Below are 12355 nucleotides of genomic sequence, written 5' to 3'. Positions count from 1 at the left end.
CATCCTCAATTAAGACTTACTTCTTTGGCGACGGTCGGTTGTACACTCTGATGCTTTCGCGCCTGGGCAGCCGCTTCCTCAACAGGAATATCCTCAAAGCCGAGCAACAGTGTGAGGATAAACGACAGCACCACCGCCAGCGCCATGACCGCGAACACCCAGACGATGCTCATTGGATTCGCCGGATCGAAGAACTGCACGCTGGTAAATAGCCCCGGCGCTGCCATTGAGTGGCTGGCAAGCCCCGCCATACCGGCAACCGCGCCGCAAATAAAACCACTGATAAGACTGGCGATAAGCGGACGTTTCAGGCGGATCGCCACGCCATATAACGCCGGTTCGGAAATCCCCGCCATAATGGCTGATGCCGCCGCAGCCAGCGCCGTCTGGCGCAGTTCCGGGTTTTTCGTTTTCCACGCCACCGCCAGTGATGAACCGCCCAGCGACAGGTTAGCGCCGATCTCTGATGGCATGACCATTCCTTCTTTGCCGGTTTCGGCAATGGTCTGAATGATGGTTGGCGTAAAGACGCGGTGCATCCCGGTCATTACCAGCAGAGGCCACAGCGCGCCCATAATGGCGACTGAAAGCCAGCCCAGATAACCATGAATGGTGTAAACCAGCGCCGAAATGGCGCTACCGATCCAGATACCAATCGGGCCAATCAGCAGGATTGCCAGCGGTGCGGCAATCAACACAATCAGCATTGGCTTGAGGAAGTTTTTCGTCACCGCCGGTGTAATGCTGTCCACCCAGCGTTCGATATATGACAGGCACCAGGTCATCACCAGCGCCGGGATCACCGTGTAGGTGTATTTCACCGCGGTGACCGGAATCAGGGCAAATTCGACATGTTCACCCTGGGCCGCTTTCGCCATCAGTTCAATAAAACTCGGATGTACCAGCACACCCGCGATGGCAATCGCCAGCGACATATTGGTTTTAAATTTGATGGCGGCAGATGCCGCGACCATTAGCGGCAGGAAGAAGAAAGCACCGTCACCAATCACATTCAGAATGGTTAAGGTCGGCGATCCTTTTGTCAGCACGCCGCTCATTTCGAGGATCATCGCCAGCAGTTTGACCATCGATCCGCCGATAATCGCCGGGATCAGCGGTGACATGGTGCCGATCAGCGCATCGAGGATCCCCGCACCAATGCGACGTAGCGTAAGTTTGGGTTTACCCTCGGGCTGTGCGGGCTGCATATCTCCCGGCAGCAGGCTGACGACTTCCTGAAAGGCTTGTGAAACGGTATTGCCGATAATCACCTGACACTGGTTGTCACTACGTACCACGCCGAGCACGCCGGAGATGGTTTTCAACGTCGGACTGTCGATAAGCTGGTCATCTTTGATAACGAAGCGCAAACGCGTCATACAGTGCGTGACTGCCGAGATGTTATCAACGCCGCCCAGTGCCGCTATCACCGAGCGTGCCAGCGCCGCATAATTTTTGGCCATCGGATTTTATCCTGTTATCAGTAGGGTAGATGTAGTTGTTATCAGTCGACGTGACGGAAAAATGCCGATGCTGAAACGGAATTAGGAAACCGGTTTCACAAAATCATGAATAGTTGTCACTAAATAAGCAAGAGAGTTAATTGTTCATTTTTTATATTTGTGAAACCGGTCACCTGAATATTTTTCCCGCCGATTGCGCAAGGACAATCGGCAAACGGTGCAGTACACTGCGTTGATTGCGTGTAAAGGGATGAAAATGATGACGACGATGCTGGAAGTGGCGAAGCGCGCCGGGGTTTCAAAAGCGACCGTTTCCCGCGTGCTTTCAGGTAATGGCTACGTCAGCCAGGAGACTAAAGATCGCGTGTTTCAGGCGGTAGAAGAGAGCGGTTACCGCCCAAATTTGCTGGCCCGCAATCTGTCGGCGAAAAGTACCCAGACGCTGGGGCTGGTAGTGACTAACACGCTTTACCACGGCATTTATTTTAGTGAACTACTGTTTCATGCCGCGCGAATGGCGGAAGAGAAAGGGCGGCAGTTGCTATTGGCAGATGGTAAACACAGCGCCGAAGAAGAGCGCCAGGCGATTCAGTATCTGCTGGATCTGCGCTGCGACGCGATCATGATTTATCCGCGCTTTTTAAGCGTGGATGAAATTGATGACATCATTGACGCGCACAGTCAGCCGATAATGGTGCTTAATCGCCGCCTGCGCAAAAATAGCAGCCATAGCGTCTGGTGCGATCATAAACAGACCAGCTTTAACGCCGTGGCAGAGTTGATAAACGCCGGGCATCAGGAGATTGCTTTCCTTACCGGCTCGATGGATTCCCCCACCAGCATTGAACGTCTTGCCGGGTATAAAGACGCGCTGTCGCAGCATGGTATTGCGCTCAATGAAAAACTTATCGCTAACGGTAAATGGACGCCTGCCAGCGGGGCCGAAGGGGTAGAAACGTTGCTCGAACGTGGGGCTAAATTTAGCGTGTTAGTTGCCAGTAACGACGATATGGCGATAGGTGCGATGAAAGCGTTGCACGAGCGCGGCGTAGCGGTGCCAGAGCAGGTGTCAGTTATCGGATTCGATGATATCGCTATTGCCCCCTACACCGTTCCGGCGCTCTCCAGCGTAAAAATTCCGGTAACTGAGATGATTCAGGAAATTATTGGACGGCTGATTTTTATGCTCGATGGTGGGGATTTCTCACCGCCGAAAACCTTCAGCGGAAAACTGATCCGCCGCGGCTCCCTCATTGCTCTTTCGCAATAAACATTGTCATCACATGTCATCGTCACTAGTGTCGATGACATCGTTTTTCCTGCATTACAGAATTTAATTTCTTTAAATAACAGTAAATTAAAAACTGGCATGATTTGTGAATGTATCGGCGCATTAACTGTCATTGCTGGAGAATTTGATGAACCGTTTCATCATTGCTGACGCGAGTAAATGTATTGGTTGCCGTACCTGTGAAGTGGCGTGCGTGGTTTCTCATCAGGAGAATCAGGACTGTGCATCGCTGACCCCGGAAACTTTTTTACCGCGAATCCATGTCATTAAAGGTGTGAACATTTCTACGGCAACAGTCTGCCGTCAGTGTGAAGATGCACCGTGTGCTAACGTCTGCCCGAATGGTGCTATCAGCCGTGATAAAGGGTTTGTTCATGTGATGCAGGAACGTTGCATTGGTTGCAAAACCTGCGTTGTGGCTTGCCCGTATGGCGCGATGGAAGTGGTGGTACGTCCGGTGATTCGCAACAGCGGCGCGGGGCTGAATGTACGGGCTGACAAAGCCGAAGCCAATAAATGCGACCTCTGTAACCATCGTGAAGACGGCCCGGCGTGTATGGCGGCTTGCCCGACCCATGCGCTGATTTGTGTCGATCGTAATAAACTTGAACAACTGAGCGCAGAAAAACGTCGCCGTACGGCGCTGATGTTCTAAAAATCTTACAGAACTGTTCTGGCATCAAAGGAATTCCCGGAAATATTCGTAGAATACGAAGCGGGCAGTATCGCCGACCTGTGACTGCCGGATGCGACGCTGTCGTGTCCGGCAGGGCGGGTTACGAAATTCATGATGGCGGGAATAACTCAATGGCAAAAAACATATCTTGCGGTGTCCAACTGCGTATTCGTGGCAAAGTGCAGGGCGTCGGTTTTCGTCCGTTTGTCTGGCAACTGGCACAGCAATTAAATCTTCACGGCGATGTCTGTAATGACGGCGATGGCGTAGAAGTCCGGCTGCTGGAAGCCCCGGAAACGTTTCTTGTTCAATTGCATCAGCACTGCCCGCCGCTGGCGCGTATTGATAGCGTCGAGCGTGAGCCGTTTATCTGGTCACAACTGCCCACTGAGTTCACTATCCGCCAGAGCACAGGCGGCACCATGAATACGCAAATTGTCCCGGATGCCGCCACTTGCCCTGCTTGCCTTGCCGAAATGAATACCCCGGGCGAGCGGCGTTATCGTTATCCGTTTATCAACTGTACCCACTGCGGCCCGCGTTTCACCATTATTCGCGCGATGCCTTACGACCGCCCGTTTACCGTGATGGCGGCGTTTCCGCTGTGTCCGGCTTGTGACAAAGAGTACCGCGACCCGCTCGATCGTCGCTTCCACGCCCAGCCGGTGGCCTGCCCGGAGTGTGGCCCACATCTTGAATGGGTAAGTCATGGTGAACATGCAGAACAAGAGGCGGCATTACAGGCGGCTATCGCACAGTTAAAAATGGGCAACATTGTCGCCATCAAAGGGATTGGCGGATTTCATCTCGCCTGCGATGCGCGTAACAGTAACGCGGTGGCGACACTACGGGCACGTAAACATCGCCCGGCGAAACCGCTGGCGGTCATGTTGCCAGTGGCTGACGGTTTACCAGACGCTGCGCGCCAGTTGCTTTCCACGCCCGCCGCGCCGATTGTGCTGGTGGATAAAAAATACATACCTGAGCTTTGTGATGATATCGCCCCTGGCCTTAACGAAGTTGGGGTGATGTTGCCTGCGAACCCGCTCCAGCATTTGCTGTTACAGGAACTGCAATGCCCGCTGGTGATGACCTCCGGCAACCTGAGCGGTAAACCACCAGCTATCAGCAACGAACAGGCGCTGGCGGATTTGCAGGGCATTGCCGACGGATTCTTGATACATAACCGCGACATCGTGCAGCGGATGGATGATTCGGTGGTGCGCGAAAGCGGCGAAATGCTGCGCCGTTCGCGGGGGTATGTGCCGGATGCGCTGGCTTTGCCTCCGGGCTTTAAAAATGTTCCGCCTGTGCTGTGTCTCGGCGCGGATCTGAAAAATACCTTCTGCCTGGTGCGCGGTGAACAAGCGGTGTTGAGTCAGCATCTGGGCGATTTAAGTGACGATGGCATCCAGATGCAGTGGCGCGAAGCGTTACGCCTGATGCAAAACATCTACGATTTTACCCCGCAATACGTTGTGCATGACGCACATCCGGGCTATGTCTCCAGCCAGTGGGCGCGCGAAATGAATCTGCCGACGCAAACGGTGCTGCATCATCATGCCCACGCGGCGGCGTGTCTGGCAGAACATCACTGGCCACTGGAGGGCGGTGATGTCATTGCTTTGACGCTCGACGGTATCGGTATGGGGGAGAACGGCGCTTTGTGGGGCGGCGAGTGTCTGCGGGTGAACTATCGCGAATGCCAGCACCTGGGCGGCTTGCCAGCGGTGGCGCTTGCTGGGGGCGATTTGGCTGCAAAGCAGCCGTGGCGTAACCTGCTGGCGCAGTGCCTGCGCTTTGTGCCGGAGTGGCAGAATTACCCTGAAACGGCAAGTGTGCAACAGCAAAACTGGAGCGTGCTGGCGCGGGCCATTGAGCGTGGAATTAACGCGCCGCTGGCGTCATCGTGTGGGCGTTTGTTTGATGCTGTGGCGGCGGCACTGGGCTGTGCGCCAGCCACGTTAAGTTATGAAGGTGAAGCGGCTTGTGCTCTGGAGGCGCTCGCAGCTTCATGCGACGGAGTGACGCATCCGGTGACGATGCCGCTGGTGGACAATCAACTGGATCTCGCCACTTTCTGGCAGCAGTGGCTGAACTGGCAGGCACCGGTTAATCAACGCGCGTGGGCGTTTCATGATGCGCTGGCGCAGGGTTTTGCCGCGTTGATGCGTGAGCAGGCCACGATGCGCGGTATCACTACGCTGGTATTTAGCGGTGGGGTTATTCATAACCGATTGCTGCGTACACGCCTGGCGCATTATCTCGCTGATTTCACATTACTCTTTCCGCAGAGTTTACCGGCGGGTGATGGCGGCTTGTCTCTGGGGCAGGGGGTTATTGCTGCGGCGCGCATCCTGCATGCTGCATAGTGGCGGATGTGGCGTAACTAAGCGTTAAAAGTAGCGCGGACAGTCCCCTCGCCCTTTGGGCGAGGGAGAAAACCATGCCTACATCGGCAACGTTTTCAACAATCCAAACGCCTCTTTCATCCGATCCTCACTGACCACAAAGGCGCGAAGCTGGTCAGCATCGTCAACACCGCGCGCAACCATTCCCTGGCGTTCGGTATTAATTTGCCAGCGTAAATCCTGACGCTGGGTTTCGCCTGCCAGATGCAGCGGTAATTCTGGCGTTTTGATTTTCACCAGCATCGCCGGGAGTTTCAGCGGCGTGTTATTGCCGAGAAGATTTTTTGCCAGCACCATTGCGCTAAGTTGAATCGGCTGGAGGAACGGCAATACCTGACCGTTAATTTCCGCGCAATCGCCCAGCGCATAAATATCGGCATTACTGGTTTGCAGATAACTATCGACGCAAACGCCACGATTAATCGTCAGCCCGGCGCGTCGTGCCAGGGCGGTTTCCGGGCGCAGTCCGGTGGCGGCAATTACCGCATCCACTTCAATGCAGCGCTGGCATTCCAGCGTTGCCAGAATGCCAGAATCCGTTTTTTCCAGTCCCTGCAACTGAGATTTTAACAGCAGATGAACGCCCATCTCCGTCAACCGATGCTGCAAGCGGCTGCTTACTTCCGGTGGCATTAACGACGCCAGAATACTGGCAGCGTTGTCGATCAGCGTGACCGCTTTGCCTGCCCGACAAAAATCCATCGCCAGCTCGCTACCAATCAAGCCACCGCCAACAATCAACACGCGTCGGGCATCCCGCAGTTGCGTTTCACAGGCGCGATACTCTTGCTGACTATTTAACGTCAGCATTAACTCACGCCCGGGCACTGGCGGGACAAAGGCGCTGGCACCGGTTGCCAGCACTAACTTGTCGTATTGCCACTGATTATTCTGACTTTTCACCACATGGGCTTCGGCATCGATATCCGTTACCCAGGTGTGCGGAAACAGGCGCAGATTAAACTGCTCGGCAAATTCACCTGCCGTCTGGCGGGTAAGGTCGTCGGCACGTTGCCCCTGACTGATAACATGGCTGAGGTCAGGTTTGTTGTACTCATCCATGCTGTCGGCGGCAATCAGAGTTAATGGAATACTGGCGTCCTGTTTGCGAATATTTTTCACCAGTTGGCGGGCGGCGAAGCCCGAACCAATGATCACAATGCTGTTGCTCATTTTGCCTCCGATGCCAGTTCGTCAAAGACGTCTTTGCCGAGAGAGCATTCCGGGCACAGGAAGTTATCCGGGACTTCACTCCACGGCGTTCCTGGCGCAACGTCCTGCATTGGCTCACCTTTTGCCGGATCGTAAATCCACTGGCAGACGCTGCATTGCATCCGTGGGCCGAGGTCAGCCGTCGTGGTGGCAGAGGTTTCTTCTTTAACTACCGTATTCACCGTGCTCTGCGGCAGCGGCGCGAGCGCCCACTGACGGGCGATTTCGCGACCGTGTTCACGACATAACTCCAGAGCGTCCTGGTCTGGTCGCCATTTGGCTTTCAGGCTAAGCGACATTTCGAAACCCGCATCCTGCAGGCGCGTGGAAAGACGATCCACCGCACCGCCGCTCCAGCCGTGAGAGCCGAAAGCGCTGGCGCGTTTGTTACGGAAGCGTAATCCGGTCATCTCCTCCACCAGCCCGGCGATTTTCGGCATCATCACATTATTCATCGTAGAGGTGCCGACCAGCATGCCTTTTGAGCGGAAGACATTGGTCAGGATTTCGTTTTTATCGCTTCGGGCGACGTTGAAAATTTTCACCGCCACGCGTGGGTCGGTTTCCGCAATCCCCTGGGCGATAGCGTCAGCCATCATGCGGGTGTTATTCGACATGGTGTCGTAGAAAATGGTGATTCTGTCTTCCTGATAATCCGCCGCCCATTTCAGGTACAGCTCGACAATTTGCGTCGGGTTATCGCGCCATACCACGCCGTGAGAGGTCGCTATCATATCGACTGGCAAGTTAAAGCCCAGGATCTCGGTAATTTTCGGCGTTACCAGGCGGCTGAACGGCGTCAGGATATTGGCGTAGTAACGCTGGCACTGCTCGAAAAGCTCCGTCTGATCCACTTCATCGTTGAACAGATGCTCGTCGCAGTAGTGCTGACCGAAAGCATCGTTACTGAACAGCACCGCGTCGCCTGTCAGGTAAGTCATCATGCTGTCCGGCCAGTGCAGCATTGGCGTTTCGACAAAAATGAGCTGTTTGCCGTTGCCGATATCCAGCGTGTCGCCAGTTTTCACCACATTAAAATTCCACTCCGGATGATGGTGATGACCATTTATCGAGTCGATAGCGTTGGCAGTACAGTAGATCGGCGTATCGGGAATTTGTGCCATCAGTTCGGTCAGCGCCCCGGCGTGGTCCTCTTCAGCATGGTTAATTACGATGTAATCGATATCTGCCAGATCGATTTCATTACGCAGGTTCTGCACAAATTCGCGGCTGAATTTATGGTCGACGGTGTCGATCAGCACGTTTTTTTCTTCACGGATGAGGTAGCTGTTGTAGCTGCTGCCGCGCAGCGTTTTATATTCTGTACCGTGAAAATCACGCACTTCCCAGTCACGTTGACCAACCCAATGAATGTTATTTTTCACCACAATAGACATAGCAACCTCAATTTATTCAGCGTGTTCTAAAAAGATGTCTTGCTAATTGCAGATTGCGTGCCAGTTTTTTATCTGATTGATTTTTATGTATAAATTAATTCATGCTCATTAATGAGTAGTCAAAATGACTATTAATCAAATGGTCGATATGACAATATCTATAGTCAAATTGACAGTGAGGCAAAGATGAGTTTTTCCGTTGATGTGCTGGCGAATATCGCCATCGAATTGCAGCGTGGGATTGGTCATCAGGATCGTTTTCAGCGCCTGATCACCACGCTGCGTCAGGTGCTGGAGTGTGATGCCTCTGCGTTGCTACGTTATGACTCGCGGCAGTTTATTCCGCTTGCCATCGACGGGCTGGCGAAGGATGTACTCGGTAGACGCTTTGCGCTGGAAGGGCATCCACGGCTGGAAGCGATTGCCCGCGCCGGGGACGTGGTGCGCTTTCCCGCAGACAGCGAATTGCCCGATCCCTATGACGGTTTGATTCCCGGGCAGGAGAGTCTGAAGGTTCACGCCTGCGTTGGTCTGCCATTGTTTGCCGGGCAAAACCTGATCGGCGCATTGACGCTCGACGGGATGCAGCCCGATCAGTTCGATGTTTTCAGCGACGAAGAGTTACGCCTGATTGCCGCGCTGGCGGCGGGAGCGTTAAGCAATGCGTTGCTGATTGAGCAACTGGAAAGCCAGAATATGCTGCCGGGCGATGCCGCGCCGTTTGAAGCGGTGAAACAGACGCAGATGATCGGTCTGTCGCCAGGCATGACGCAATTGAAAAAAGAGATTGAGATTGTGGCGGCGTCCGATCTCAACGTCTTAATCAGCGGTGAGACGGGAACCGGTAAGGAGCTGGTGGCGAAAGCGATTCATGAAGCCTCGCCAAGGGCGGTGAATCCGCTGGTCTATCTCAACTGTGCCGCACTGCCGGAAAGTGTGGCGGAAAGTGAGTTGTTCGGGCACGTGAAAGGGGCGTTTACTGGCGCTATCAGTAACCGCAGCGGGAAGTTTGAAATGGCGGATAACGGCACGCTGTTTCTGGATGAGATCGGCGAGTTGTCGTTGGCATTGCAGGCCAAGCTGCTGCGGGTGTTGCAGTATGGCGATATTCAGCGCGTTGGCGATGACCGCAGTTTGCGGGTCGATGTGCGCGTGCTGGCGGCGACTAACCGTGACTTACGCGAAGAGGTACTGGCAGGGCGATTTCGCGCTGACTTGTTCCACCGCCTGAGCGTGTTTCCACTTTCAGTGCCGCCGCTGCGTGAGCGGGGCGATGATGTCATTCTGCTGGCGGGGTATTTCTGCGAACAGTGCCGCCTGCGGTTGGGGCTCTCCCGCGTGGTATTAAGTGCCAGAGCGCGAAATTTACTGCAACACTACAATTTTCCGGGGAACGTTCGTGAACTGGAACATGCTATTCATCGGGCGGTAGTGCTGGCGAGAGCCACTCGCAGCGGCGATGAAGTGATTCTTGAAGCGCAACATTTTGCTTTTCCTGAGGTGACGTTGCCGCCGCCAGAAGCGGCGGCGGTGCCTATCGTTAAGCAAAACCTGCGTGAAGCGACAGAAGCGTTCCAGCGTGAAACCATTCGTCAGGCACTGGCACAAAATCATCACAACTGGGCTGCCAGCGCACGGATGCTGGAAACCGACGTCGCCAACTTGCATCGGTTGGCGAAACGTCTGGGGCTGAAGGATTAAATAATCCCGGCCTGATAGAAATCCTGCAGGTTAATTGCGCCGGTGAGTTTGCCGTTTTCATCCACTACCGGTGCGGCGGTGATTTTGCGTTTCATCAGGATTTCTTTGGCGTCGATGGCACGGCTTTGCGATTGCAACGTGGTGCCGCCGACCGTCATCGCTTCATTGACTGGCGTGGTGAGTGCGCCGCCGCCAACCAGCCAGCGACGTAAATCACCGTCGGTAAAGACGCCTTGTACCTGTTGCTGAGCGTCACATACCGCCACCAGCCCCAGACCGGTGCGGCTGAGTTCCAGCATCGCATCCATCACGCTGGCGGTTAACGCTACCTGCGGAATAGCGTCATCACGGCGCATCAGATGATGCACTTTATTCAGCAAGCGAGCGCCCAGTGCCCCGGCTGGGTGGGAGCGGGCAAAATCTTCTTCATTAAAACCACGCGCCTGCATGACTGCCATCGCCAACGCGTCGCCCATCATCAGGGTATTCACGGTGCTGGAGGTCGGCGCAAGATGCATCGGGCAGGCTTCGCGTTCTACGGAGATATCCAGCACCGCTTTCGCCGCCAGGCCCAGCGGTGACGTCGGTTTGCCGGTCATCGCCAGCAGCGCGATAGATTTATCTTCCAGACGCGGAATAATCAGATCCAGTTCCTTCGCGCCACCGGAGTAAGAGATAAACAGCATCACATCGCGGCTTTCGATCATCCCCAGGTCGCCGTGCAATGCCTCTGCCGGATGGACAAAAAAGGCAGGAGTGCCGGTGCTGGCAAGCGTTGCGGCGATTTTCTTACCAATGTGGCCCGATTTGCCAATTCCCGAAACCACCACTTTGCCTTCGCAGTGCAGGATGATATTGGCGGCGCGAACAAAATCATCGCCCAGACGTTCCGGTAAACGGCTTGCTTCCTGTAACTCCAGCATTAACGTCTGACGTCCCGCGTTCAGTAGTGCTTCACTCATTGCTCTCTCCGGTTATGATCACATCGATCCCTTTCTTTTCCAGCGCCTGACGAAACGCCGGATCGATACCTACGTCGGTAATTAGCTTATCGACGCTTTCAAGACTACAAACCACGTTGGGGCTTTTACGACCAAACTTCGATGAGTCAGCCATCAAAATCACTTCGCGCGCGGCATTACACATCGCCTTACTGACGGTATAGACCTCGTTGAAGGTGGTTACGCCCGCATTGAGATCGATGCCGTCGGTGCCCATAAACAATTTATCGAAGGTGAAATGCTCGAAGGCATTCTCTGCCAGTTGCCCGTGAAATGAGGCCGATTTTTTACGAAATGTTCCGCCTGGCATCAGGATAGTTTGTTCGTTATCCAGTTCGGATAGCGCATTGACGATATGCAGGCTGTTGGTCATCACTGTGATGTTATTAAAGCGCGAGAGCAGGGGAACCATCTGCAAAACGGTACTGCCAGCATCAAGAATGATCGAATCGCCATCATGGATAAAACTAACGGCAGCTTCTGCAATCAGCTCTTTCTTGTGGGTGTTGATGAGTGTTTTATGATCGATAGGCGGATCGGATTCCTCTTTATTCAACACCACTCCGCCATAAGTACGAATGACGGTTCCGGCATGTTCCAGAATGACCAGATCTTTGCGAATGGTTGTTCCTGTGGTGTCAAAGTATTGCGCCAATTCTTCAACCGAGCATTTACCCTGCTTTTGCAGATACTCCAGAATGGCGGCCTGACGCTGACGAGGTTTCATGGGCGTGATTACCTGATTTAGGTTTCAAAATGATAACTTCGCAAGCAAGTAACATTCACAACGAAATTATCCACGTTTCAGTTTAAGCGCCAATGATAGAGCATTCTGTGATAGTGGATCATGGGGAAAGATCACATCGGGCTGTAAATCACCCGCATGCATACCGGTAATTGCGGGAATTTTTTGCGGTCGGGCGAAGACGGTCAGTCCTTTCATAAACAAGGTGTCGACGATGCGCTGCTGATCGTCCAGGGCGATGGCGACCACGACCCGCGGTTTAAAGCGCCCGCTGGAACGGCCCACGCCAACCCGCCCTTGCTGGCATAGTGTGTCGAAGGCACGGTTAAAACGAGAAATTTGCCAGCCGCCTAAAGCCAGTTGCGCACACCAGGCGATAACGGCGACGGTGATGAGTGCGGATACCATAACTTCTCCGTAATGTAGTGGCGGAAGTCCTGTAGGCCTGATAAGCGTAG

General features: G+C 54.1%; 10 protein-coding genes. 4 read left to right on the top strand and 6 right to left on the bottom strand.

Annotated elements, in window-relative coordinates:
• Positions 1–5 precede the first annotated feature (5 nt).
• Positions 6–1463, bottom strand: a complete 1458-nt coding sequence (ascF, locus tag ACJHWR_RS14100) for a PTS cellobiose/arbutin/salicin transporter subunit IIBC (protein ID WP_001107884.1) — start codon at positions 1461–1463, stop codon at positions 6–8.
• 259 nt (positions 1464–1722) lie between these two features.
• Between ascF and ascG the strand changes: the two genes are divergently transcribed.
• The 3 genes from ascG to hypF all read left to right on the top strand — a co-directional run bounded on the left by ascG (position 1723) and on the right by hypF (position 5802).
• Positions 1723–2733, top strand: a complete 1011-nt coding sequence (gene ascG / locus ACJHWR_RS14095; RefSeq protein WP_024175809.1) for a DNA-binding transcriptional regulator AscG — start codon at positions 1723–1725, stop codon at positions 2731–2733.
• A gap of 148 nt (positions 2734–2881) precedes the next feature.
• Complete coding sequence (gene hydN / locus ACJHWR_RS14090) at positions 2882–3409, top strand: electron transport protein HydN (protein ID WP_001078777.1); 528 nt, start codon at positions 2882–2884, stop codon at positions 3407–3409.
• Between the two features lie 152 nt (positions 3410–3561).
• Positions 3562–5802 (top strand): carbamoyltransferase HypF, encoded by a 2241-nt coding sequence (gene hypF, locus ACJHWR_RS14085; RefSeq protein WP_001107202.1) that lies wholly within the window; start codon positions 3562–3564, stop codon positions 5800–5802.
• A 78-nt stretch (positions 5803–5880) separates the two neighbouring features.
• Here the strand turns inward: hypF and norW are convergent, their stop codons facing one another.
• Both norW and norV read right to left on the bottom strand, forming a co-directional pair.
• Positions 5881–7014: an NADH:flavorubredoxin reductase NorW gene (norW, locus tag ACJHWR_RS14080; protein ID WP_000071563.1), complete on the bottom strand. Its 1134-nt coding sequence runs from the start codon at positions 7012–7014 to the stop codon at positions 5881–5883.
• The gene (gene norV / locus ACJHWR_RS14075) at positions 7011–8450 is read right to left on the bottom strand and encodes an anaerobic nitric oxide reductase flavorubredoxin (RefSeq protein WP_000029604.1); all 1440 of its coding nucleotides are present in this window, start codon (positions 8448–8450) and stop codon (positions 7011–7013) included. The genes norW and norV overlap by 4 nt, the downstream gene beginning before the upstream one ends.
• 186 nt (positions 8451–8636) lie before the next feature.
• Here norV and norR point away from each other — a divergent pair, with 186 nt between their 5' ends.
• Positions 8637–10151 (top strand): nitric oxide reductase transcriptional regulator NorR, encoded by a 1515-nt coding sequence (gene norR / locus ACJHWR_RS14070; protein ID WP_000010733.1) that lies wholly within the window; start codon positions 8637–8639, stop codon positions 10149–10151.
• On the opposite strand, the gene gutQ is transcribed toward norR, so the two are convergent.
• The 3 genes from gutQ to gutM form a co-directional block, all read right to left on the bottom strand.
• A complete protein-coding gene (gene gutQ, locus ACJHWR_RS14065) occupies positions 10148–11113 on the bottom strand; it encodes an arabinose-5-phosphate isomerase GutQ (protein WP_001287420.1) in 966 nt (321 codons plus the stop codon). The two genes, norR and gutQ, sit on opposite strands and share 4 nt — an antisense overlap.
• Positions 11106–11879, bottom strand: a complete 774-nt coding sequence (srlR, locus tag ACJHWR_RS14060) for a glucitol operon DNA-binding transcriptional repressor SrlR (protein WP_000804553.1) — start codon at positions 11877–11879, stop codon at positions 11106–11108. The genes gutQ and srlR overlap by 8 nt, the downstream gene beginning before the upstream one ends.
• 66 nt (positions 11880–11945) lie before the next feature.
• Complete coding sequence (gutM, locus tag ACJHWR_RS14055; RefSeq protein ID WP_000252908.1) at positions 11946–12305, bottom strand: transcriptional regulator GutM; 360 nt, start codon at positions 12303–12305, stop codon at positions 11946–11948.
• Positions 12306–12355 lie beyond the last annotated feature (50 nt).

It is taken from the genome of Escherichia sp. WS568, from assembly GCF_046486085.1.
Lineage (GTDB): Bacteria > Pseudomonadota > Gammaproteobacteria > Enterobacterales > Enterobacteriaceae > Escherichia > Escherichia coli.
Note: the sequence above shows the minus strand (reverse complement) of the source record. Positions and strands in the feature narration are given on the sequence as shown.